A 24,260-nucleotide genomic window follows, 5' to 3' on the forward strand; every position below is an offset into this window, starting at 1 on the left:
CGATTTTTAATCTTTTTTCGCCGGAGCACTGGACAAGGCGAATCACCTTTGATTCTTTAATGGCGATTCGGAAGTGCGGCGTTGCCGGATCGTCAAGCCTGTAGAGTCGGGCATACTGAAATCGGGGAGTGCCATTTATGGCGAAGGCGGACGCGTGGGGCGCGCCCGGAGGGATGGCTTTTGCGCGTCGCGAGACGCGAAGCGATGGCCTTGCCGGGAATACGCGGCTCATCGCCGAACCAGCCTACAAGCGGCTTCTGGCTGCCGAACCGTTGCTGCGTCGGTCGATACCGGCCCTCATCGTCATCTTCCTGATCGTCATCGCGGCGCTGCGCGTGCTGTCGCTGATGAACGAACGCGACGATGTGGAGCGCGACGCCAAGGCGATCCTCACACTGGCGGCCGGCCAACTGGCCAGTTCGCTCGCCACCGTCACCGATACGCCGCCAGGCGCCATCCAGGACCTGCTGGAGACCACCAGCCGCCAGGGCGCGATGGGCCGCAGCCATGTGCTCGTCATCACCGACGGCGCCTTCAAGATCACTGCGGTAACGCCACGCTCGACGCCCTGGCAGGGCCACTCGCTCGATGGCCTCGTCGAGGGCGGCCAGCCGCTGTTCATGTTCGGTGACCGCGCCGGGGTCATGGAGGTCAGCATCGGCGGGCAAGACTGGTACGCGGCGGTAAGCGTGGCCAAGGACGGGAAAGGAGCCGCGGCGGCATTGGTGCCGCAGGAAGCCGTCTTCGACACCTGGCGCAAGACCGTCNGTGCTGACCGCCGGCGTGCTGATCATCATCCTCTATGCCTATTTCGGGCAGGCGGCGCGCGCTCAGGCAGCTGACCGCATCTACCTCGAAGCGCATCAGCGCATCGACATGGCGCTGGTGCGCGGCCGCTGCGGCCTGTGGGACTGGGACATGGTGCGCGGCAAGATGTACTGGTCGCGTTCGATGTACGACATGCTCGGCTACGAGCCTTGCGAGACGATGCTGTCCTTCGGCGAGGTCGACGAGATCATTCATCCCGAGGACGGAGACCTGTTCGAGCTCGCCAACAGAATTGTCGCGCGCGAAATCGACCACATCGACCAGGTGTTCCGGATGCGGCACGCCGACGGCCAATGGGTGTGGATGCGCGCCCGCGCACAAGTCATGGATCCGGAGGCGCCGGAGATCCAGCTGATCGGTATCGCCGTCGACGTCACCGAGCAGCGCCATCTGGCGCTGCGTTCGGAGGCGGCCGATCTTCGCCTGAGGACCGCGATCGAGAACATCAATGAGTCCTTCGTGCTGTGGGATTCCGCGCAGCGCCTGATCATGTGCAACTCCAAATACCAGCAGGACAACGGGCTCTCGGATCGCGACGTGATGCCAGGTGTGACGCGGGTGTCGCTGGAAGAGCGGATGCTGGCCTTTGCTTCAGAGCGCCGGCTCGCCAACACCAATGGTCCGCAAGGCGGCGCCACTTTCGAGCGGCAGCTGTCCGACGGCCGCTGGCTGCAGGTCAACGAGCTGAAGACCAGGGATGGCGGCATCGTCTCGGTCGGCTCGGACATCACTCAGATCAAGCTGCACCAGGAGAAGCTGGTCGACAGCGAGCGCCGGCTGATGGCGACCATCCATGATTTGAGCCTCGCCCGCCGGGCCGAAGAGGAACGGTCGCGCGAACTGGTCGACCTCAACCGCAAATACATGAAGGAAACCGAGCGCGCCGAGGCGGCGAACCGGGCCAAATCCGAGTTCCTGGCCAACATGTCGCACGAACTGCGCACGCCGCTGAACGCCATCATCGGCTTCTCCGAACTGATGGAACAAGGACTGTTCGGCCCGCTGGGTTCGTCGCGCTATGAGGAATATGCCACCGACATCAACAGCAGCGGCAAATACCTGCTCGGCGTCATCAACGACATTCTCGACATGTCCAAGATCGAGGCCGGCCAGTTCTCGCTGGACCAGGAGCAGATCGACCTTGGCCCGCTGATCAGCGAGACGGTGCGCGTCGTCTCGCTGCAAGCCGCGCAAAAGGCGATCACCGTGGAAACGCGCATCGCCGACGCGCTGACACTGTTCGCCGATCGCCGGGCGATCAAGCAGATCGTCATCAACCTCCTGTCCAACGCGGTGAAATTCACCGGCCAGGGCGGTCACATATCGGTCAGGGCCCGCAACACATCGGGCGCGCTGGTGCTGACGATCGAGGACAATGGCTGCGGCATCCCGAAGGAGGCGCTCGGCAAGCTCGGGCGGCCCTTCGAACAGGTGCAGAACCAGTTCTCCAAGAACCATGCCGGATCCGGCCTCGGCCTCGCCATCTCGCGTTCGCTGGCCGAGCTCCAGGGCGGCGCGCTGAAAATCCGTTCGACCGAAGGTGTCGGCACGATCGTGTCGGTGCGCATACCGGTGAAGAAGGCGCCTGCGGTGGTCAAGGTGGCCGCCTGAGAACCAGGCCGGCTATGGTCGCCCGGCACGAAGCAAAAGGTCAAAGTCCTGCCTGACCTTCTGCGACGTCTCCTTGAGATGTGCTTCCAGCACACCGAAATCCGGCAGGTCGGTGACCGCCAGAAGCAGATCCGAAAGCCCCGGCGGAACATCGTCGCGCTCAAAGGCTCCGGTGAGGCACAGCCGCGTCATCTGGGTCAGCGCCAGATAGAGGCCGTAGGCTTCGCAAAGCTCCTGCCTCACCCCGGAATCGGCAAAGCGAGGGGCTAGGCGGGACAGTATCTCGGCCGTCCCAGTCACACGCGGTCCGGTCTCGACCTGCCTGGCGATGACGGCCACCTGGGCGATGAATTCGAGATCGATCAGTCCTCCGGGAACAAGCTTGATGTCCCACAGGTCGCGCGGCGGCTTTTCCTTCTCGATCATGGCCCGCATGTCCGAGGCCTCGGCCCTCACCTTTGCCGCATCGCGCGGCTGGCCCAGCACCGCCGCGACTTCCGCCTCGACCTCGGCGCAGAGCCCGATATCGCCGGCGATGGCACGGGCCCGTGCCAGTGCCATGTGCTCCCAGGTCCAGGCCTCCTGGCGCTGGTACTTCTTGAAGGCGTCGATATGGGTGGCCACCGGCCCCTTGTTGCCGGACGGGCGCAAGCGCAGGTCGAGTTCGTAGAGCACGCCTTCCGCCGTCGGCGCCGATACGGCCGAAATCAGCCGCTGCGTCATGCGGGTGTAGTAATGCGAGGGCGCAAGCGGCTTTTCCCCGTCGGAGTCCTCGGCGTCCGCATCGTGGTCGTAGAGCAGGATGAGGTCGACGTCCGACCCCGCGGTCAATTCGCGGCTGCCAAGCTTGCCCATGCCAAGCAGCGAAACCACGCCGCCGGCGATCGTGCCGTGACGCGCCGCGAATTCGGCCATCACCGCTCGTAACGCTGCCTCGATGGTCAGATCGGCCAGGTCGGAAAAGGCGCGGCCGGCGCGGGCCGGATCGATCGAGCCGGCGAGCAGGCGCACACCGATCAGGAATTTCTGCTCCGAGGCGAAGATGCGCAAGCGGTCGAGCACGTCCTCGTAGGCCCTGTCGCCTTCGATAAAGGCCGACAGCCGGCCTGAGAGATAGGCACGGTCCGGCAATTCGTTGAGAAGGGCTGGATCGAGCAGGCCGTCGAAGACATGGGGCCGACGCGTGATGATCGCGGCCAGCCGGGGTGCGGCGCCCATGATCGTCGCCATCAGCTTGAGCAGCGCCGGGTTCGAATGCAACAGCGAGAACAGCTGGATGCCAGCCGGCAGTCCGGCAAGGAATTCATCGAAACGGATCAAGGCTTCGTCCGCCCGCCGCGTCTGGCCGAACGCCTTGAGCAAGGCCGGCGTCAACTCCGTCAGTCGCTCGCGCGCCTCCGCCGACTGGGTGACGCGATAGCGGCCGAAATGCCAGCCACGAATGACGCGGCAGATGTCGCTCGGCCGCTGGAAGCCGAGACTGTGCAAGGTCTGCAATGTGTCGGGATCGTCGACGTCGCCGGTGAAGACCAGATTGCCGATGCCCGCCGAAAGCTCGGGTGCTGTTTCAAAGAGCGCCGCATAGTGGCGCTCGACCTGTTGCAGCGAGGCACGAAACGCCCCGGCGAAGATTGCCGCATCGGCAAGGCCCAGCATGCGGGCAATGCGCTCCAGCCCCTCATCGTCTTCCGGCAACGTGTGCGTCTGTTCGTCGGCCACCATCTGGATGGCATGTTCGACACGGCGCAGGAACCAATACTGGCGGGCAAGCGCGTCGCGCGCCTCGGTGGTGATCCAGCCGCGCGCCGCGAGCTGGCCGAGCATCGGCACGGTCTCGCGGCCGCGCAGCTCCGGGAAGCGGCCGCCTGCGATGAGCTGCTGTGTCTGGACGAAGAACTCGATCTCGCGGATGCCGCCGCGGCCGAGCTTGACGTTGTGGCCCTTCACGGCGATCTCGCCATGGCCCTTGTGGGCGTGGATCTGGCGCTTGATGGAATGGACATCGGCAATCGCGGCGTAGTCCATGTATTTGCGCCAGATATAGGGTTGGAGCTCCTTGAGGAAGGCGGCGCCCGCGGCCAGATCGCCGGCCACCGGACGCGCCTTGATCATGGCGGCACGCTCCCAGTTCTGGCCGCGCGCCTCGTAGTAGCGCAGTGCGGCTTCGACCGGGATCGCCAGCGGCGTCGAGCCGGGATCGGGACGCAACCTCAGATCGGTTCGGAAGACATAACCGTGCTCGGTGCGGTCCTGCAGGATGCGCACCAGCCGGCGCGTGAGACGCGAAAACAGCTCGGTGGCGTCGAGGGGATCGACGACGGCAGGGACTTCCGGATCGAAGAACACGACGAGGTCGATGTCGGAAGAGAAATTCAACTCGTGCGCGCCAAGCTTGCCCATGCCGAGCAGGATCCAGCCCGACTGCCGCGACGGGTTGTCAAGATCCGGCAACCTGAGCTTACCTTGGCCATGGGCGTCACGCAGCAGGAAGGCGACCGCCGCGCGGGTGCAGGCATCGGCAAGGTCGCTCAGCCGCCTCACCGTCAGCGACGTTTCGGCCTCGCCGGCGAGATCGGCGAGCGCGATCAGGAAATGCGCCTCGGCCTTGCATTGGCGCAACTCCATCATCAGGCCGGATTCCGAGACCGGCTCCGCCAGCGGCGCCTTGTCGATCGCTGCGGTAATCGCTTTCAGACGAGCCTCCACCGGCTGGTCGAAAAGACTGTCCAGGATCCGGGGCCGGCGCCGCGCCGTATCGCGCAGGAATGGTGAGAGGTCGAAGACGGCGGCCAGGAAATCCTGACCCCTCCCCTTGCCGGCCAGGAACTTGGCCAGCCGTGTCAGGCCTTCCTCGCGTGCCGCTGCCGCGATCTCGGCCAGTTCCTGCCGCGCCCGGCTTGCGTCAAGAGGAACAAGCGCGACCTCGGGCCTCAGCAGCCAGTCGGTCTTGCTGCGCTTGGCAACGGCCGCCATCAGTGATCCTCGCGAGTGGGGAAACTCATGACCACGGATAGTCCCGGATTGCCGGGCAACAGGTCAAGCCGACCGTAGTGGAAAGTCATGACCGCCTTGGCGAGGCTGAGGCCAAGGCCGGAACCCGGTTGTGAACGGCTCTTCTCCAGCCGCACGAAACGTTCGGTCGCCCGGGCACGATCGGCATCGTCTGGGATGCCCTGGCCGTTGTCGGCGACGGTGAGCCTGATCTCGCCATGCGTGCGCGCGAGCGTCACACGGACCGCCGGTTTGGACGTGGAATCCGTCGAATACTTGATCGCATTGTCGACGATGTTGGACAGCGCCTGGCCGATGAGCTCGCGGTTGCCGTCGACGATAAAAGCGCCGTTGACCTTGGCTTCCAGCGAGACGCCAGCCTCTTCCGCCACTGGCTCGTAGAGTTCGACCACGTCGCGCACGGCTGCCGCCAGATCGACCCGATTGGTATGCTCCGACGAATATCCGGCCTCCAGCCGCGAGATCATCAGTATGGCATTGAAGGTTTTTATGAGCTGGTCGGATTCGGCAATGGTGCCTTCGAGCGCCTGGCGGTAGTCGGCGGGCTTGTGCTTGCCGGAAAGTGTCGCCTCGGCTCGGTTGCGCAGCCGGGTCAGCGGCGTCTTCAGATCATGCGCGATGTTGTCGGAAACCTGCTTCAGGCCTTCGTTGAGCGTTGCGATCCTGGCCAGCATGGCGTTGAGGTTTTCCGAAAGCCGGTCGAACTCGTCACCGGCGCCGGTCACCGGCAGCCGGCCGGAAAGATCACCGCCCATGATGCGACGGCTCGCTTCCGAAACGCCGTCGATGCGCTTCAGTGCGGCGCGGCCGACAAAGAACCAGATCAGGATGCCGCCCAGACCCATCATGCCGAGCGCCAGCGTCAGGGCACGGCGGATGACGGCGCGAAAGCGCTCCGGCTCGCCAAGATCGCGGCCGACCAGCATGATCATCTGGTTCGGCAGCCGCAGCACCAGCGCGATGGCGTTGTGGCCCTTCTCGCCCTCGGCCTGCACCGCGTTCTCGCCGGTTGAAGGTGATGGCGTCTGGTCGGACGTTCCGCTGCGCAGGCGATCAAGCTCGCCTTCTCCGAAACGCTTGTAGGAGAACGGCTCGGTCGTCCAACCCTCGGCCTCGATCACGCCCGGCTCCAGGCTCTGCACATTGCCGGTCAGGATCTGGCCGTTGGCATCGGCGATCAAATAGAGGTTGGCGCCAGGCTGGCGCGAGCGCGCCTCGACCACACGGACCAGCACCGGCAGACCACCACGCTGATAGGCACGGGCGAGACCGAGCACTTCGTCGTTGATGGTTTCCTGCGTCTGCGCGGTCAGCATGCGTGCCGACAGCGAGGTCATGTAGAAGACGAGCGACACGGCGCAGATCGCGAACAAAAGAAGGTAGAGCGCCGAAAGCCGCGCTGCCGTCGTCTTCATGATGGCTGGCACGGATAAGGCCATGCCGTCGTCTAGATCAGCATGATGTTTGGTAGAGCCGTCATGCTGATCCAGCTCTTTGTTGGAGCATGATCTCTAGACAAACGGAAATCGTTTGTCCGAGAAAACCGGTACCCACTTTTCGGGATCATTCTCTAGCCGCTCTTCAGCATGTAGCCTGCGCCGCGAACCGTATGCAGGATGGGCTTGTCGAAGCCCTTCTCGATCTTGCCGCGCAGCCGCGAGACGTGGACGTCGATGACATTTGTCTGCGGATCGAAATGATAATCCCAGACGTTTTCGAGCAGCATGGTGCGCGTCACCACCTGGCCGGCATGGCGCATCAGATATTCGAGCAGCCGGAATTCGCGTGGCTGCAGCGTGATCTCGCGCGCCGCCCGGCGGACCGAATGCGACAGCCTGTCGAGCTCGAGGTCGCCTACCCGGTAGACGGTTTCGGCCTCCTTGGCGCTGGCCCGGCGGTTCAGCACCTCGACGCGGGCCAGAAGTTCGGAGAATGCATAGGGCTTGGTCAGATAATCGTCGCCGCCGGCGCGCAGACCGGTGACCCGGTCGTCGACCTCACCCAGCGCCGACAGGATCAGCACCGGCGTGGTGTTGCCCCTCGAGCGAAGGCCGGCAATCACCGACAGGCCGTCACGGCGCGGCATCATCCGGTCGATCACCATCACGTCATAGTCGCCGGCATCTGCAAGCGCGAAGCCGGTCTCGCCGTCACCAGCGACATGCGCGGTATGACCAGCCTCGTTGAAGGCTTTCTGCAGATAATCCGCAGCCTCGCGATCATCTTCTATGACGAGAATCTTCATAGGCCCATTATACGCGATTTCGCTGGAAGGTTGAGTAGCAGGCATCTGCATTCTAGCCTTTGCCAAAGCGCATCGCGATCAAGATGATCCCGAGCGTGCGCAATTAAATCTTGTTCTCTGGTGTCTTCATCGTGACATGCCTGTTTTAGCGCATGTCGCTATCCGCAATCGCGGCATCTCCTCGCACCAGGCCGGAGGGAGCGCTTCTGGACAGCCTATAAGATGTGCGGCAGCGGGCGATGGGAGGCCCGCTGCCGCCGGAGGAGAGCACGATGACTGACTAACGTACCCGGCTCCAAGCTTTCCCATGCGGCGGTTCGGGGGTGTTTGATACCGCCGCATCGGAAAAGTCGTTTCAGCCCTTGGCGACCGGCAAGGCGACGAAGCGGTTGTTGTCGTCATGCGTGATCTGCATCAGCACGGCCTTACGTCCGGACTTCACCGCTTCGGTCATCGCCTTGGTGACGTCCTCGGTGCCGTTGACTTCGGTCGAGTTGACCGCGGTGATGACGTCGCCCGGCTGGATGCCGCGATCGGCGGCATCGCTGTCGGGATCGACGTCGGTCACCACGAGACCCTTGCCGTTTTCGGACTTGGTGACGGTGAGGCCGAGATCGGCAAGCGTATCGGGCTTTGCCGGAGCGGCGGGCTGCTGTTGCTGGTCGTTCGAGGCCTGCTTGTCGCTGGCGGGCAGCTTGCCGAGATCGACCTTGACCGTCTGGCTCTTGCCGTCACGCCAGACGGTGACGTCGACCGGCTTGCCCGGCGAATAGGCGCCGATCAGGCGGGCAAGCTCTTTCGGCGAAGCGACGTCCTTGCCATCGACCTGGGTGATCACATCGCCAGCGGTGATGCCGGCCTTCTTGCCGGGGCCATCGTCCTGGGCGCTGGACACCAACGCGCCATTGTTGGACTTCAGGCCGAGCGATTCGGCGATGTCCGAGGTGACCGGCTGGATTTCGACACCGAGCCAGCCGCGCTGCACGGCACCGTTCTTCATCAGGTCGCCAACAACTTGCCTGGCGGTCGAGGCCGGGATGTCGAAGGCGATGCCGACGCTGCCGCCCGACGGCGAGAAGATCGCCGTGTTGATGCCGACCACCTGGCCGTTGAGGTTGAAGGTCGGGCCACCCGAGTTGCCGCGGTTGACGGAGGCATCGATCTGAAGGAAATCGTCATAGGGGCCAGCGCCGATGTCACGGCCGCGCGCCGACACGATGCCGGCGGTGACGGTGCCACCGAGACCGAACGGATTGCCGACAGCCACGACCCAGTCACCGACACGAACCTTCGAATCATCGGCGAAATCGACATAGGTGAACTTGCCGCCACCGTCGACCTTGAGCACGGCGAGATCGGTGCGCGGATCGGTGCCGACCAGCTTGGCGTCGAGCTCCTTGCCGTCATTGGTCACAACGGTGAAGGCGGTGCCCTCTTCGACGACGTGGTTGTTGGTGACGAGGTAGCCGTCCTCGGAAATGAAGAAGCCGGATCCCTGCGCCACCGGACGCGGCTGGCCGTTGTTGCGGTCGCGGTGACCGAAGCGGCGGTGACCTTCGTCGTTTTGACCGCCCTGGTCGCCAAAGCCTCGGAATTCCTTGAAGAAGCGGCGCAGCTGCGGATTGTTGGGAAGATTGTCGAGACCGTCCTGATCGTCGGAGCCGTCATCGGCGGTCGGCTGTATCTTGGCCTTGACCTTGACGCTGACCACGGCCGGGGAAACGCGCTCGACGACGTCGGCGAAGCTTGGAACCTGCGGCGCCTCGACACGCACCGCGTCGGCCAGGACGGGGCTGGTCCCGCTGGTCAGCGCGCCAACGCCGATCGCACCGGCAACCGCGACGGACGCGACGGCAGCCAGGAGACGCTTGCGGGTGCGGGAATATGAATTGGGGGCAATATTCATGGGTCTCTGATCCTCTTTTCGAAGGGACACGCCTTGATAGGCATCCTCAGGAAAGGAGAATTAGAATGGCGCACATTACAACGCCATTTCCGACGCATGAAACTTTGGTAATGTTGGCGGTCGACCCTGTCTGTCGGAAGACCTCACCCTTCACGCCATTTCGCAGTCAGTCCCGGCGCAGGATCGCGTCCAGCGCCGCCTGTTCATCGGCAGAGAGGGATTTTGTCGCCAGTTGCCGGCGAGAACGGGCGTTGAAGGCGATAAAGATGCCGCCTGCCAGAAGCAGAATGACGGGCGTGCCCCAAAGCAGCGCGTTGCGCAGGTCGAAGCGCGGCTTCAAAAGCACGAACTCGCCGTAGCGCGAAACCACATAGTCCATCACCTGCTGGTCGGTATCGCCGGCGACGAGGCGCTGGCGCACCAGGATGCGCAGGTCGCGGGCCAGATCGGCATCGGATTCGTCGATAGACTGGTTCTGGCAGACCATGCAGCGCAGGCCTTCCGACAGCGCCCGGGCTCGCGCCTCCAGCGCCGGATCGGCCAGCATCTCGTCAGGCTTCACCGCTTGCGCCGCACCGGCGAAGAGCAGCGCCAGCAGCAGGACAATCGACGTCAGCGAGAACCTTGTCTTCATGGCAGGCCCGCTGGCGCCACCGCCGTCTTGCGGCGCCGCGAGGGTGCGCCGACCCGCAAGCGCCTGTCCATCAGCGACATGGCCGCGCCCGCCATCATCATCAGGCCGCCGCCCCAGATCAGCGTCACCAGCGGCTTCCACCACAAGCGCACCACGACGGAGCCGTCCTTGCCTTCGTCACCGAGCGAAATGTAGAGCTGGGAAAGACCGAGGGTCTTGATGCCGGATTCCGTCGTCGTCGTCTGCCGCACCGGAAAGAAGCGCTTGGCCGAGCTGATTTCGCCGATGGGACTGCCGCTGACGCCGATCAGTTCGAAGCGGCCGCGATCCTCGCTGTAGTTGGGGCCCTGGGCCGGATAGAGCCCGACGAAACGCAGCGTGTTGCCGGACAATTCCACCGTCTCGCCGGCATGCATCGACAGGATCCTCTCGGTGCCGAAGCAAAGCGTGCCGACAATGCCCAGCGTGGTCAGGCCAAGGCCGAGATGGGCGAAAGCCGTGCCGAAGACCGAGCGCGGCAAGCCAAGCAGGCGCCGGACCATGTTCCCCGTCGTGACATTGCCGAACCCCGCCTTGACGGCGATGTCGGTGAACGCACCGAGGATCAGCCAGACGGCAAGTCCGACGCCAATGGCCGCCAATACGGAAGCGCCGTCGATGAACAGGGCGGTGACCAGTGCAGCCAGGAGGGCGCCGCCGAATGCCATCATCAGGCGCTGCGCGACCGCGAAGACATCGCCGCGTTTCCAGGCCAGCAGCGGCCCAAAGGGAACCATCACCAGCAGGGGCACCATCAGTGGCGCGAAGGTCAGGTTGAAGAATGGCGCTCCGACCGAAATCTTGTCCGAGGAAAGGGCCTCGACCACCAGCGGATAAAGCGTGCCGACGAGCACGGTGGCGGTCGCCGTCGTCAGGAACAGATTGTTGAGGACGAGCGCGCCTTCACGCGAAATCGGATGGAACAGGCCGCCGGCTGTCAGCTTCGAGGCGCGCAGCGCAAACAGCGACAGCGAGCCGCCGATGAACAGCGTCAATATGCACAGGATGAAAATGCCGCGTGTCGGATCGGTGGCGAAGGCATGGACGGAGGTCAGGACGCCCGAGCGCACCAGGAAGGTGCCGAGCAGCGACAGCGAGAAGGTGAGGATGGCAAGCAGCAGCGTCCAGATCTTCAAGGCCGAGCGCTTTTCCATGACGATGGCCGAATGGAGCAGCGCGGTGCCTGCCAGCCACGGCATGAAGGAGGCGTTCTCGACCGGATCCCAGAACCAGAAGCCGCCCCAGCCGAGTTCGTAATAGGCCCAGTACGATCCCATGGCGATGCCGCCGGTCAGGAACATCCAGGCGACCAGCGTCCATGGCCGCACCCAGCGCGCCCAGGAGGCATCGATGCGGCCTTCGATGAGGGCCGCGACCGAGAAGGAGAAGCAGATCGAGAAACCGACGTAGCCGAGATAGAGCAGCGGCGGGTGAATGGCGAGGCCGAGATCCTGCAGGACCGGGTTGAGATCGCGGCCCTCGATCGGCGCCGGATTGAGCCGGATGAACGGATTGGACGTCGCCAGGATGAACAGGAAGAAGGTAGCGCCGATGGCGCCCTGCACGGCCAGAACATTAGCCCGCAGCGTTGCCGGCAGGTTGGAGCCGAAAGCGGCGACAAGCGCGCCGAAAAAGGTCAGGATCAGCACCCAGAGCAGCATCGAGCCTTCGTGGTTGCCCCAGGTCCCGGTGATCTTGTAGATCAGCGGCTGCAACGAATGCGAGTTTTCCCAGACGCTCGCCACCGAGAAGTCGGAATTCGCATAAGCGCTGGCCAGCGCGACGAAAGACAGCGCCGTCAACGCAAAACCGGTCACCGCGACCGGGCCACCGACAGCCATCAGGCGCTGGTTGTTCAGGCGCGCGCCAAACAGCGGCACGATCGTCTGCACCAGCGAAAGCGCGAATGCCAGGACCAGGGCGAAATGTCCGGTTTCAACCATGACTGTACCTGTAATTCACCGTTGCTCTCCTGCCAGAGCTATTCACTCTTGCTCTCCTGCCAGACGCCCTTGGCCTTCAGGCCATCGGCCACTTCCTTGGGCATGTAGCGCTCGTCGTGCTTGGCCAGCACGCTGTCGGCGACAAAGACGCCGTCCGGGCCGAAGGTGCCCTCGGTGATGACGCCCTGTTCTTCGCGGAAAAGGTCCGGCAGGATGCCAGTGTAAGTGACCTTGACCGATTTATGTGTATCGGTGACCGAAAAGGCGACGGTCGCGCCCTGCCCGCGCTCGATGGTGCCCTTCTCGACCAGCCCTCCCAGCCTGATGCGCTGTCCCGGCTGGACGCTGGCTGTGGCGAGATCGGCCGGCATGTAGAAATAGGATGCCTTCTGGCCGAGCGCGTAGAAGGTCAGTCCGGTGGCGGCGCCCAGGAAAGCCAGTCCGCCCACGATGACCGACAATCGTTTCTGCTTGCGCGTCATGCTCTACTCCGTCGCCGCCAGGCCGAGCGAGGCGGCAAAGGTGGTGAATTTCTTCGCTTCGTCACTGTCGGCCCCAAAAACGGCAATGGCGCGATGGAGAGCATCGCGCGCCTCATCGGCCTTGCCCAGCACGACGTAGGAACGAACGAGCCGCATCCATCCTTCCGCGTCACGCGGATTTTGCCGCAGTTTGTCGTCGAGACCCGCGACCATGGTGTTGATCATGGCTTCGCGGTCCTGCGGCGACATGGAGGACGCGGCGTCGACATTGGCGGCATCGGGCCCTTTCGCGGCCGCGCCGGAAGCGACTTCGGGATTGCCGGATTTGGCCAATGCCTGCTCGATGGCGCCGCGCCACGGTGAATCCGGCGGCAGCGTGCCGAGCATCGCCTGCCAGGAGGCAACCGCTTCCTTGGTTCGCCCCTCCTGCGCCAAGGCCACCGTCAGATAGAAACTGGCTTTCGCATTGGCCGGATCGAGTTTCAGCGCCGCCTCGAAAGCATCCTGGGCATCGGCCGAAACAATGCCGCCCGCCGCACCGGCGATCGCTTCGCCAAGGCCGGCCTGACGGACAGCACTGTCGCCGTCGAGACGAATGGCGTTGCGGTAGGCGGCGGCCGCGTCGGAAAAGCGCTGCATGCGCAGATAGACCGGGGCCAGCACATCCCACCCCCGGCCGTCGGAAGGATTGGCGGCAAGGTGAGCCTCCGCCCGCGCGACCAACTCGTCGACCGAGCTGTCGGCCGGGTTCTTGGCCAACCGCTCGCTGAGCGGCTGTGACGGCAGGTCGGGCGAACCGAGCTGGCTGTAAAGACCCCAGCTGACCAACGGCACCGCCAGCACCGCGACGGTCGCGACAAGTCTTGACGTGGCCGACGCCGGCCTGGCCGATGCCTTGCCGGCTGGATCCGCATTGTCGAGGCGCAGGATGCGGCGGGCGATCTCGGCGCGTGCCTCGGCCGCTTCCGCCGACTGGATCAGGCCCCGCGCGGCGTCGCGGTCAAGCTCGGACAATTGATCGCGATAGACTTCCAGATCGTGGTCGCCGCTCGACGCGCCGCCTTTCGAGCCGGCAGCCAACGGCAACAGCACCGCCAGGCTCGCGCCCAGCGTCAGGATTGCGGCTATGACCCAAAACAGCATGGCTCTTCCAATAAAGGCAGAGACTTGCCCTGCCAACATGTCCATCCTGCGACGCTTTGACGGCGGACGCGCCTGACGTCCTTGATCGACGTCAAGCGACCAGCTCCCAACCGGGATATCAGGTCAGCGGCGTCCAGCTGCCGTCGGTGTTGCGGCAAGCGGTTCCGCGGGCGGTGACGCCGGCTCCGCCGGTGAACACCGTCTGCGTGTACTGGCGGCAGTCCTGTGAACCGACGCGATAGGGCTGGGCCGGCACCACCTCGCCATAGCGCGAGGCCTGGTCGCCTTTCCACGTCACCTTCTGGCCGCTTGTCGTATATTCGAGCGCCTTGTATTCGGCTTCGAGCGCGCTGCGCTTCTCCGTTGCGCTGAGGCTGCTGCCGATCGAACCGCCAATTAGGCCACCGCCCATCGCGGATATGATCGAAGTGGTGACCTTGCCGCCCGAAGGAGGCGTCGAGGCCGGTGTCGGGGTCAGGGTCGGGCCCTTGCCGCTCAAGGTGGTGCAGCCGGAGACGGCCAGCAATGCGGAAACAAGCGCGACGCGAATCTTCATGCCAACAACCGGTTTTCTTGAGTTGGAGCCTGCCATGGATGCGCCTGGGGCCGCGTCATCGGAGAAGTGGGCGTCGCCATAGTATTGATATTTGTCGGAAATTTGGCCATTGCCGGCCGCTCCGGGACCAATCGATATGCCGCCATAACATGTGCCGTCCATCGGTGTCGATTGGCCCTGGGAAACGTCACTGAAGGCTCCGCAACCGCACCACCGCCTTCAATCCACCCATGCCGGACCGTTCGAGCGCGAGAACGCCTCCATACTCGTTGACGAGGTCGGCGACAATGGCAAGCCCCAGACCTGTGCCCGGTTTCGTCTCGTCCAGGCGTCTTCCGCGCTTTAGCGCGTCGCGCGCTCTGTCCTCGGGAATGCCAGGGCCGTCATCGTCGATGCTGATCTCGAACAGATGGTCATCCTTGCCGACCAAGGGGACGACCGAGACCGACACCGCGCTCCTTGCCCATTTCATCGCATTTTCAAGAAGATTGCCGAGCAGTTCCTCAAGATCCTCGCGCTCGCCGGCAAAGACGATCTCGGATGCCGGCAGCGTCAGCGACAGGCTTGTCTGTGGATTGAGCTTCTGCAGGACTCGCACCATGCGCTGCACCAGCGGGGCCACCGGCGTACGGTAGACGACGCTGTCGCGCTGCGCCGCGACGCGGGCGCGCTGCAGGTAATGATCGACCTGCTTCTGCATGGAGGCGGCCTGTTCGGCGATCAACTGCCCCTTGGCGCCGCCGAGCGCGCGGCCCTCGTTGAGCAGCACCGCGAGCGGCGTCTTCAGCGAATGGGCGAGATTGCCGACCTGGGTTCGCGACCGCTCGACGATGCGTTTGTTGTTTTCGATCAATGCGTTGGTTTCGTTGGCTAACGGTTCGATCTCGGCTGGAAAGCGGCCGTCGAGCCGCTGCGCGGTGCCCTCGCGCACCATGGCGAGCGCGTTCCTGACCCGGCGCAGCGGCTGCAGACCGAGCAGGATGGCGATAGCGTTGATGGCGATCATGCCGATGCCGAACAGGCCGAGATAGGTCAGCAGGCGGCGCTGGAAGGTTCCGATTTCCTGTTCGAGTTCGCTCTGGTTGCCCATGACACGGAAACGCGCGGCACGGTTCTTGGCGTCGAGGACGAATTCGCTCTCGAACACTTCGAGTTGCTCGCCGTCGATACCCTCGGCCGAATAGCTGCGCTGGAAGCTGGCATTGAAAGGCACTTCGGCGACGCTTGGCGACGGGATGGCCCTGGTCATCGAAGAAGAATGGAGATCGCCATGCACGCCTTCCGAGGCCGGTTCCACCGACCAGTACCAGCCCGAATTGGGCTCGGAGAAGCGGAGGTCGCCGAGATCGGGGGCGCCGGTGAGCGCTCCGGTATCGGAAATGCCGATGGAGCCGATCAGATTGAACAGATGCGCCGAGAGCAGGCTGTCGAAACCGCGTTCGCTGGCCTGACGGTACAGCGTGGTGATCAGGGTGAAGATGACGACCAGGGTCAGGATCGCCCAGACCGTGGAGAAGGCGATGACGCGGAACGTCAGCGAGCGCGGCCACAAACGCAGCGAAAGCGGCGTCCTTGCGATTGGTTTGAGCGGTTCCGAGTTACGCCTCCGGCTCACGCATGCGGTAGCCCATGCCGCGCACGGTTTCGATCATGTCGATGCCCATCTTCTTGCGCAGCCGCCCGACAAAGACCTCGATGGTGTTGGAATCGCGGTCGAAATCCTGGTCGTAGAGATGCTCGACCAGTTCGGTCCGCGAGACCACATCGCCCATATGGTGCATCAGATAAGCGAGCAGGCGGAATTCGTGCGAGGTCAGCTTCAGCGGCACACCGTCGACATCGGCCTTCGACGCCTTGGTGTCGAGACGCAGCGGCCCGCAGGTGAGCTCGGACGAAGCGTGGCCGGCGGCCCGGCGGATAAGCGCCCTGACCCTGGCCAGCACTTCCTCGATATGGAACGGCTTGGTGACATAGTCGTCGGCGCCGGCATCGATGCCGGAAACCTTGTCGCTCCAGCGGTCGCGCGCCGTCAGGATCAGCACCGGCATCTTGCGGCCGCCGCGGCGCCAGCGCTCGACCACGCTGATGCCGTCCATCTGCGGCAAGCCGATGTCGAGCACGACTGCGTCGTAAGGCTCGGTGTCGCCGAGGAAATGGCCTTCCTCGCCGTCGAAGGCACGGTCGACGACATAGCCGGCATCGACCAGCGCGTCGGCTATCTGGCGGTTGAGATCCTTGTCATCCTCGACGACGAGTACGCGCATGCGGAGATCGATACCTGTTGAAGAGCTTTTTTGGACTGAAGACTTGGTCAGGTTGGGGTCGGATTGAAGATTGGGGTCAGATATAGGCCGATTCCGGCGTCCTGGGAAACGCGGCCTCTAAGGTGAAAGATCGGGTCAGTTCTGCGGCACGACGATCTCGGAACGGCGCGGACGCTGCCCGTCCTTGCCGGGCACCAGCACGACGATGACGCAGACCGGCTGGCCGCCGCGCGTCGACTGCGAGGCCTTGGCCAGCGTTCCGCCATTCTGCTGGGCAACCTGCTGGCCGATCGCATAGCAGTCGGACGCGGCCAGAACGATCGGGCTGGCCTGGTCGGGGGCAATGACCGGCATCGCCACCGCCTGCGACGCAAACAGCCCGGCAGCACATAGCGCCAGTGTCGCGGTTCGGAAATGGGAGCGGAGCGTTTTCATGACCAGCGTTGTAACGCATCGGTGCTGAACGTGAAATGAACGGTGATCGAAGCACAAAACATGTCCGCTACACCCCTGAAAACACAGATGACCAACCGTGATTTCGACGCCCCAACCCGACGAAATCCGGGAAATGGCAGTCTAGACTCTGTTTCGGTCATATTGAAAGCGCGTCAGGCATTTTCCTGCGTCAGGGCGCGAAACCGCAGCAGCCCGTGATGCACCAGGAGCTCCTCGTCGTAGCGGGCTTCGGTGAATTCGAGCGACAGCCGCGTCTGGCCGCGAGGACCGATGACCAGCACCGCGTCGTCAAGGCGTGCCTTGATGGCGTCCATGATGGTAAGCGTTTCGGCTTCGCCCTGGGCTTTCGACCAGACATGCAGCGTGATCAGCTGATCGTCGTTGTTTTCGACGCCGGTATCCCAGTCGAAGGCACTGGTCTGACCGCAGGTCACATAGGGAAAAGCGGCATTGTCGGCCGCCCGTTCCAGCAGCCCGGCACCGCCGAGCAATGCCGACAGGGACGCGTCGCCTTTCAGTCTCAGAAAAAGTGCCTGCTGCAAATCGCCGGGCGCGGTCATCGTCCTTTTCCTCAAGCCTTGCGCCACCGACATCGGCTTTCGCAAGCCTGTCCGTCTGCATGTTCCGCCAGATATAAACGTTCGCGACGCGAAGACGATGGCGATTCGTCTCAGAACCTGCCGATACCCCGTTCAGCCGATGTCGCGCAAACTAACGATGAAATCGCCAAGCGCAAACATCCACATGCCAGTTTTCAGACGGCGGGCTTGTTCCAGCCGCATTTGAAGGCCAGCATCGACCGTGCCTTCAAGGCGTCCGCTTCGGTCCCACTGTGATCGAACGCGACGCCATTTTCGTCGAGCTTGGTCTATGGCCGGAGCGTCGGCGCTTTGCTGGCCGGCCACACACTTGACCCAGTCGGCCACCGCGATCCTCGAAGGCGATGGCGGCTTTGCATGAAGTCGCAAAAGAGAGATGTGGTCCGTCTCCCGACGGATCGGCGCGAGCTTGAAGAGGAGCCAGCCCACGGGCGGGTTTTGCCAAAATCAACGTAAGACGCGAGGTCGAATGCGATGCAGTCCACCGCCCACAAAATCCCGGTATCCATCATTATCCCGAACTACAATTACGCGCGTTTCCTTGAACGCAGCATCGACAGCGCCTTGGAGCAGGACCACGACGACGTCGAAGTCATCGTCGTCGACGATGCATCGCAGGACAATTCCACGGCCATCATGGAATCCTACGGCGACAGGATCCTTGCTTGTCCGAGACGAAAGAATGGCGGGCATGCGGCTGCCTTCAATACCGGCTTTGCCGCCAGTTCGGGCAGAATCATCCTCTTCCTCGACGCCGATGATTATCTTTATCCGGGGGCCGTCTCCAGGATCGTCGACACCTGGGACGCGGCAACTGCCCAGGTGCAATCCAGACTGCACATTGTCGACGAGCGGCAACACATCAAGGACGTCTTTCCACCGCCGGAACTGCCCTTCGACAGCGGTGATGTCGTGCCGAAACTGCTGCACAAGGGGCGCTACCAGACGACCGTGACCAGCGGGCTTGCCTTCGACCGGACGACCCTGGAATCGATCATGCCGATTCCGGAACCGGATTTCCGTCAGGGCGCCGACGGCTACCTTGCGACGCTGGCTCCACTCCATGGCCACGTCCAGTCCATCGATGAATGTGTCGGGGCTTACCGTATCCACGGCGCCAACCATTCGGTTTTCGGTGAAAGGCTCGCCGAGCGGGCGCGCTGGCGGGTGGAGCACGATTTCCACCGCATGGAGGCGCTGTCGGGCCAGGCATCGCAGGTAGGCCTGACCGTCGTGCCGGCAGACGTTGTTCGCCATGATCCGGTCCACCTGGAAGAACGGCTGGCGTCGCTCTGCGCGGACAGGCACCGGCACCCCGTGGCCGATGATTCCCGGCTGGCGCTCGCCGCGGCGGGCGCTGTCGCCAGCCTCGAAATGTCGGCGTCCCTGCGCCGCCGCGCCGTGCTTGCCGGCTGGTTCCTGTCGGTCGGCATGCTGCCGCGGCAAATGGCCATGGCGGTGCTGTCGTGGAAGCTCGACGCATCGTCCCGGCCGAGATTCCTTGCCAGCCTGTCCAGCACGATCCGCCGCGCGATGGGGTAGCCGAAGCCCTTGGAGGATGATCACCGACCGTGGTCAGGGCCTGCCGCGCAACCGGACCACGAAGCTGCGCACCGCCAGCACCAGCACGGTGATGATGATCAGGATCACCGAGAGGGCGGCGATGGCTGGATCGATGTTGTCGCGCAGGCCCATCCACATCAGCCTTGGCAGGGTGATGGCGTTGACCGAGGTGATGAACAGCGTGACGCCGATCTCTTCCCAGGACAGCACGAAGGACAGCAGTGCCGCGGTGACGACGCCGAACTTGATGTTTGGCATGATGACGCGGGTGGCGCGCTCCCACACCGAGGCGCCGAGGCCGCGCGCGGCAAGATCGATGCGCCGGTCGAGCTGGCTGAGCGAGACCAGGATCAGCACCGTGGCGAAAGGCACCGTCATCACCGAATGCGCCATGGCGACGCCAAGCCAGGTGTCATATCCGAAGAAGGAGCTGACGCCGGAGATCGAGGTGAGCAGGAAATAGAGCGTCACCGCCGAGACCACCGGCGGCACCACCATCGGCAGCAGCACGAAGCCGACGAGGGCTGCGGTGAAACGCGGCTGGAACATCCACACGCCAAGGCTGAAGCAGAGCGCCAGCACGGTTGAGATGGCGCTGCTGACGATGCCGATCCTGATCGACAGCAGGATCGACTGAAGCCAGCGCGGATCCTCGATCAGCGAACGATAGTGGCGCAGCGACAGTTCGCCCGACGGCATCGCCAGCATGCGGCTCGGCGTCAGCGACACCGGGATGACGGCGAGCAGCGGCAAAAGCAGGAACAGCGCCACCAGCACGGCGAGGATCAGCGAGACGGGTCCGGGGCGATAGGTCGGCATCAGATCAGCTGCTTCGGTCTGACATAACGGAACAGAAGCGCCATCAGCGCACCGACGAACAGCACCAGTACGACGCTGATCGCCGCACCCAGCCCCCAATCCGGGCTCTGGAAGATGCGGAGATAGATCAGTTCGGCGATCATCACGCTGCGGCCGCCACCGAGGATCGCCGGCGTGACGAAGAAGCCAAGCGAGAAGACGAACACGATCATCGCCGAGCCGATGATGCCGGAGCGGGTCATCGGCACGAACACGGTCCAGAAAGTGCGCATGCGGCTGGAGCCGAGCCCGCGTGCCGCCAGCAGCACCCGGTCGTCGAGGCTGCGCATGGCCGATGCGAGCGGAAAGACGGCGAACGGAATGAGGAAATGCGTCATGCCGACGATGACGCCGAACTCGTTGCGCACCAGGGTCAGTGGTTCGGAGATGAAGCCGATCGCCTGCAGCCAGGTGTTGATCAGGCCGCGATTGGACAAAAGCGCCACCCAGCCGAAGGCGCGCGTCAAAACCGAGATCCAGAACGGCACCAGAATGCAGAATTCGGCGACAAGGCGCTGCGCCGGCGTGCCGCGCACCCAGACGACAGTTATCGCATAGGCGGCGGCAACCGAGACGACCGTGACGATGGCCGCGATGCGCAATGTGCGGATGAACACCGACTGCACCAGATCGTCGGTGAGCAGTGCCTCGTACTGGCCGAGCCCCGGCGTCGGCAGCGTGAAGCTCCACTTCACGACACCGAGGAACGGCCATGCATAGGCGAGGACAAGAAACAGGAGCAGCGGCGCCATCAACAGCGCCGCGCCCATCCTGTCGGAGAGATATGCTCTCATCTGGACCCGATGATCCCGGCCTTGGTCAGGCCGAGATGATCTTGGTGTATTCGTCGAGCGCCGGCCCGTAGTTCTTGGCGTACCAGTCCATGTCGAGCGCGATCTGCTTTTTCATATTCTCGGGATCGACCGGGTTGATGCGCTTCTTGTCGGCGGGGATCAGCGCGTCGGCGGCTGGATTGGCCGGGCCCTGCCCCAGCTTGTCGAACATGACGAGCTGCTTTTGCGGATCCTGCGCGCTGGCGATGAACTTCATCGCCGCGTCCTTGCCGCCGGGGTTGTTCTTGAGCACGGCAAGGGCACCGGGCGAGATCAGGCCCTGGTCCCAGATGAACTTGATCTTGCCGCCCGAGTCCTGCTCAATCAGCGAGGCGCGGGTCGACCAGACAATAGCCATCGACGCCTCGCCGTTAAGCAGCACGCTCTGGCTCTCGGCGCCGCCGCCCCAATAGGCGACGACGTTCTCCTTGAAGGCGGCGATCTTGTCATGCGCGCGCTTGAGGTCGAGCGGATAGAGCGAGGCCGGGGCGATGCCGTCCGCCAGCAGTGCGGCTTCCCAGCTCGAAACGCCCCATTTGTAGAGCGAGCGCTTGCCGGGGAATTTCTTCACATCGAAGAAATCGGCCATGCCGGTCGGTGCGTCCTTGCCGTATTTCTCGGAATCATAGGCGATGACGTAGGAGAAGAAATAGGTCGAGGCGGCATACTCCCAGCCGAAGCCCGGCCGCATCTTCGTCTTATCGACGATCTTGTAGTCGATCGGCTCCAGCGCGCCTTGGGCGCCGAGCGTGATGGCCGAGAATGGATCGACGTCGACGAGGTCCCAGGTCGGGGCGCCGCTCTTGGACTGCGCGGCGATCGCGCCTTCGGTCGGGCCGGAGCCGTCCATCTTGACGGTGATGCCGGTGTCCTTGGTGAAAGCCTGGCCGTAGGCGGCGTCGTAAGCCGTGATGGCGTCGCCACCCCAGTTCACCAGAACCAGTTCCTTGGCCTGTGCAAAGGCACCGGTCGAGCGCAAAAGCATCGGCGTGCCGGCGAGCACGAGTGCTGCCAGTTGCGTGAACTGGCGGCGCGAGATCTCGCCGCGACCGGCCCTGGCGGACAGCGTCTCGATGGCTTGTTTCTTGGTATCGTTTGTCATGTCAGTTCCCCTTTTTTGTCGTTGATCATTCCCGGAAGCCTGCGTGTCCCATCGGTCCACGCCGGCGGTCATTGTCCTCCTTCCGGAAGGAGGAAACCCTTTTCCGCCGGCCAGGTCAGCCAGACGGAATTGCCTTTGCTCAGCGCCGCGGCCGCGACCTCGTTGGGCACCGAGACGGTCACCCTGGCGCCCTGCCGCGTTGTAAGGTCGAGCTTGGTCGCCGCCCCCAGATAGGTCGAGGCGGTGGCGGTGGCGGCAATGCCGTTCTCGCCGGCGGCGGCCTCACCTGCGATCGACATATATTCGGGGCGGATTGCCAGGATTGCGTCGCCACGGACTTTCTCGGCCTTGCAATGCATGCTGACCGCGCGGTCCTCGCAGACGCCCGTCGAACCACTGCCGGTGGGCTTGACCCCTTTCAGCGGCAGCATGTTGATCTCGCCGAGGAACTCGGCGACGAAGCGGTTGTCGGGCCGGTCGTAGACCTCATCAGGCGCGCCGACCTGCAGCAATTTGCCGTGGTTGAAGATGGCGACGCGCGACGACAGCGCCAGCGCCTCGCTCTGGTCGTGGGTGACAAAGACGAAAGTGGTGCCGGTTTCCTGATGCAGGCGCTTCATCTCGGCCTGCATCTGTCCGCGCAGGCTCTTGTCCAGCGCCGAGAACGGCTCGTCGAGCAAAAGCACGCCCGGCTCGAACACCAGCGCGCGAGCCAGAGCCACGCGCTGCTGCTGGCCGCCGGAGAGCTGCGACGGCAATTTCTTCTCATGGCCAACCAGCCCGACGCGCTCGATCATCTCGCCGACGCGCTTCTTGATCTCGGAGGCCGATTTCTTGCGGACCTTAAGCGGGAAAGCGATGTTGGCCTCGACGCTCATATGCGGGAACAACGCATAGCCCTGGAACACCATGCCGGCGGCGCGCTGCTCGGCCGGACGGTTAGTAATGTCGGTGCCGTCGCTCAGGAGGCGGCCCTCGGTCGGCTGCACGAAGCCGGCGAGGATCATCAGGAAGGTGGTCTTGCCCGAACCGGAGGGGCCAAGCAGGGTCAGGAACTCGCCGCGGCCGATATTGAGCGTCAGATCGTCCAACGCACGGAACGAGCCGAAGCTCTTGCCGATCCCGATTGCCTTGATCTCTGCGGCCCGGCCGGGTTGCTGCATCCTGCCTTCTTCCTCAGTCCCAAGAGGAAATCGTAGGCAGGCCGGCGTCTCACCGCAACCGAATAGTTTTCGCCTGATCGGCAAATTTGATTCATCTATGGTCGGTCAATATGGCCTGACCGGGTTCTCCGAGAGCTTCGATCTCAGCCAGCCCCCGAACGCCTCCAGCACCGGATGGCTTGCTTTCGCGTGCTCGGAGACTAGGTAATAAGAACGCGGCGACTTGATCGCGATGTCGAACGGCCTGACCAGCCGGCCTTCGCTCAAGGCCCGTCGGCTGGTCAGTTCGTCGCCCATGGCAATTCCCTGGCCGGCGATCGCCGCCGAGAAGACGAGGTTCATGTCCGAAAAGAAGATGCCGCCCTCGGTGTCGGGGTTTTCCACCTTGGACAGCGCCAGCCAGCGCGCCCAATCCTCGGTGTCGTCGAGGTGAAGCAGATTGGCGCGCAGCACATCGGCCGGCCTGGAGAAGCCGCCGACCTTGTTTAGCAGCGTCGGACTGCAGAGCGGCGTGAACGAGATTTCACAGAGCGGCTCGACGGCGCGGTTCGGCCAGTTGCCGACACCGAAAGCGATGAAGGCATCGGCGTCGGCATTNCGTCGGCATTGCTGACATCGTCGAGCCGCCTGGGGGTCAGGATGCGCAGCGCCACGTCAGGGTACATCTGCCGGAACTCGCCGATATGGGTGCATAAAAACAACGAGGCGAAGCCCGGCGTGCAGGAGATGGCGAACGAGCCGCCGACGCCGGTGCCAGCATCGCGCGTCACCGCATCGCCAAGCACCGTCAGCGCCTTGCGCACGTCGCTGGCATAGCGCTGGCCGCGCGGCGTCAGTGCCACGCCCTTGCCGATGCGCTCAAGCAGGTCGAAGCCGAGGTCGCGTTCGAGCAGGCGCAGTTGATGGCTCACCGCGCTGCGGGTGAGGTGCAGCTCATCGGCGGCGCGCCAGACGCTGCCATGACGGGCGAAGCTGTCGAGGGCGCGCAGCGCCTGTGTGGAGGGAATTCTCAAGAGGTGAACC

19 protein-coding genes and 2 pseudogenes are annotated in these 24,260 nt (G+C 63.9%); 2 read left to right on the top strand and 19 right to left on the bottom strand.

Annotation, left to right across the window (positions count from 1 at the left end; translation table 11 throughout):
* Nucleotides 1-137: 137 nt before the first annotated feature.
* Nucleotides 138-2,439: pseudogene (locus X743_RS01000000168670) on the top strand (ATP-binding protein).
* 12 nt (nt 2,440-2,451) lie between these two features.
* On the opposite strand, the gene X743_RS162765 reads toward X743_RS01000000168670, so the two are convergent.
* The 14 genes from X743_RS162765 to X743_RS1000000171935 form a co-directional block, all read right to left on the bottom strand.
* On the bottom strand, nt 2,452-5,412 hold the full coding sequence (locus X743_RS162765) for a bifunctional [glutamine synthetase] adenylyltransferase/[glutamine synthetase]-adenylyl-L-tyrosine phosphorylase (protein ID WP_023764354.1): 2,961 nt from the start codon (nt 5,410-5,412) through the stop codon (nt 2,452-2,454).
* Entirely contained in the window at nt 5,412-6,890 is a 1,479-nt protein-coding gene (locus tag X743_RS162760) for a HAMP domain-containing sensor histidine kinase (RefSeq protein WP_023764355.1), read from the bottom strand. Before X743_RS162760 ends, X743_RS162765 begins: the two co-directional genes overlap by 1 nt.
* A 131-nt stretch (nt 6,891-7,021) precedes the next feature.
* The gene (locus tag X743_RS162755; protein WP_023764356.1) at nt 7,022-7,696 is read right to left on the bottom strand and encodes a response regulator transcription factor; all 675 of its coding nucleotides are present in this window, start codon (nt 7,694-7,696) and stop codon (nt 7,022-7,024) included.
* Nucleotides 7,697-8,051: 355 nt separating this feature from the next.
* Nucleotides 8,052-9,602 carry a Do family serine endopeptidase gene (locus tag X743_RS162750; protein ID WP_023764357.1) on the bottom strand — a complete coding sequence of 517 codons (1,551 nt, stop codon included), beginning with the start codon at nt 9,600-9,602 and terminating at the stop codon, nt 8,052-8,054.
* Between the two features lie 166 nt (nt 9,603-9,768).
* Nucleotides 9,769-10,236 (bottom strand): cytochrome c-type biogenesis protein, encoded by a 468-nt coding sequence (locus X743_RS162745; protein WP_013896427.1) that lies wholly within the window; start codon nt 10,234-10,236, stop codon nt 9,769-9,771.
* Nucleotides 10,233-12,218 carry a heme lyase CcmF/NrfE family subunit gene (locus X743_RS162740; RefSeq protein ID WP_023764358.1) on the bottom strand — a complete coding sequence of 662 codons (1,986 nt, stop codon included), beginning with the start codon at nt 12,216-12,218 and terminating at the stop codon, nt 10,233-10,235. Before X743_RS162740 ends, X743_RS162745 begins: the two co-directional genes overlap by 4 nt.
* Nucleotides 12,219-12,256: 38 nt before the next feature.
* Nucleotides 12,257-12,700 carry a cytochrome c maturation protein CcmE gene (gene ccmE / locus X743_RS162735; protein ID WP_013896429.1) on the bottom strand — a complete coding sequence of 148 codons (444 nt, stop codon included), beginning with the start codon at nt 12,698-12,700 and terminating at the stop codon, nt 12,257-12,259.
* Between the two features lie 3 nt (nt 12,701-12,703).
* On the bottom strand, nt 12,704-13,843 hold the full coding sequence (ccmI, locus tag X743_RS162730; RefSeq protein ID WP_023764359.1) for a c-type cytochrome biogenesis protein CcmI: 1,140 nt from the start codon (nt 13,841-13,843) through the stop codon (nt 12,704-12,706).
* 118 nt (nt 13,844-13,961) lie between these two features.
* Entirely contained in the window at nt 13,962-14,399 is a 438-nt protein-coding gene (locus X743_RS162725; protein ID WP_023764360.1) for a hypothetical protein, read from the bottom strand.
* Nucleotides 14,400-14,586: 187 nt separating this feature from the next.
* On the bottom strand, nt 14,587-16,014 hold the full coding sequence (locus X743_RS162720) for an ATP-binding protein (RefSeq protein WP_023764361.1): 1,428 nt from the start codon (nt 16,012-16,014) through the stop codon (nt 14,587-14,589).
* Nucleotides 15,998-16,663 carry a response regulator transcription factor gene (locus X743_RS162715; protein ID WP_013896433.1) on the bottom strand — a complete coding sequence of 222 codons (666 nt, stop codon included), beginning with the start codon at nt 16,661-16,663 and terminating at the stop codon, nt 15,998-16,000. Before X743_RS162715 ends, X743_RS162720 begins: the two co-directional genes overlap by 17 nt.
* A 135-nt stretch (nt 16,664-16,798) precedes the next feature.
* Nucleotides 16,799-17,098 (bottom strand): hypothetical protein, encoded by a 300-nt coding sequence (locus tag X743_RS162710; protein ID WP_023764362.1) that lies wholly within the window; start codon nt 17,096-17,098, stop codon nt 16,799-16,801.
* A gap of 173 nt (nt 17,099-17,271) precedes the next feature.
* Nucleotides 17,272-17,679, bottom strand: coding sequence for a DUF3168 domain-containing protein (locus X743_RS162705; RefSeq protein WP_023764363.1), 408 nt, complete (start codon nt 17,677-17,679; stop codon nt 17,272-17,274).
* 132 nt (nt 17,680-17,811) lie between these two features.
* Nucleotides 17,812-18,147 (bottom strand): hypothetical protein, encoded by a 336-nt coding sequence (locus tag X743_RS1000000171935; RefSeq protein ID WP_156934393.1) that lies wholly within the window; start codon nt 18,145-18,147, stop codon nt 17,812-17,814.
* A gap of 45 nt (nt 18,148-18,192) precedes the next feature.
* On the opposite strand from X743_RS1000000171935, the gene X743_RS162700 reads away from it, so the two are divergent.
* Nucleotides 18,193-19,260 (top strand): glycosyltransferase, encoded by a 1,068-nt coding sequence (locus tag X743_RS162700; RefSeq protein WP_023764366.1) that lies wholly within the window; start codon nt 18,193-18,195, stop codon nt 19,258-19,260.
* Nucleotides 19,261-19,293: 33 nt separating this feature from the next.
* On the opposite strand, the gene X743_RS162695 is transcribed toward X743_RS162700, so the two are convergent.
* The 5 genes and pseudogenes from X743_RS162695 to X743_RS01000000168675 all read right to left on the bottom strand — a co-directional run bounded on the left by X743_RS162695 (nt 19,294) and on the right by X743_RS01000000168675 (nt 24,250).
* Nucleotides 19,294-20,100, bottom strand: a complete 807-nt coding sequence (locus tag X743_RS162695; RefSeq protein WP_023764367.1) for an ABC transporter permease — start codon at nt 20,098-20,100, stop codon at nt 19,294-19,296.
* Nucleotides 20,100-20,933, bottom strand: a complete 834-nt coding sequence (locus tag X743_RS162690) for an ABC transporter permease (RefSeq protein ID WP_023764368.1) — start codon at nt 20,931-20,933, stop codon at nt 20,100-20,102. The genes X743_RS162695 and X743_RS162690 overlap by 1 nt, the downstream gene beginning before the upstream one ends.
* Before the next feature lie 25 nt (nt 20,934-20,958).
* Complete coding sequence (locus tag X743_RS162685) at nt 20,959-22,074, bottom strand: ABC transporter substrate-binding protein (RefSeq protein WP_023764369.1); 1,116 nt, start codon at nt 22,072-22,074, stop codon at nt 20,959-20,961.
* A 68-nt stretch (nt 22,075-22,142) separates the two neighbouring features.
* Nucleotides 22,143-23,237: an ABC transporter ATP-binding protein gene (locus tag X743_RS162680; protein ID WP_023764370.1), complete on the bottom strand. Its 1,095-nt coding sequence runs from the start codon at nt 23,235-23,237 to the stop codon at nt 22,143-22,145.
* 105 nt (nt 23,238-23,342) lie between these two features.
* Nucleotides 23,343-24,250 (bottom strand): annotated as a pseudogene (locus X743_RS01000000168675) (LysR substrate-binding domain-containing protein).
* Nucleotides 24,251-24,260 lie beyond the last annotated feature (10 nt).

It is taken from the genome of Mesorhizobium sp. LNHC232B00 (assembly GCF_000502435.1).
GTDB classification, from domain to species: domain Bacteria; phylum Pseudomonadota; class Alphaproteobacteria; order Rhizobiales; family Rhizobiaceae; genus Mesorhizobium; species Mesorhizobium opportunistum.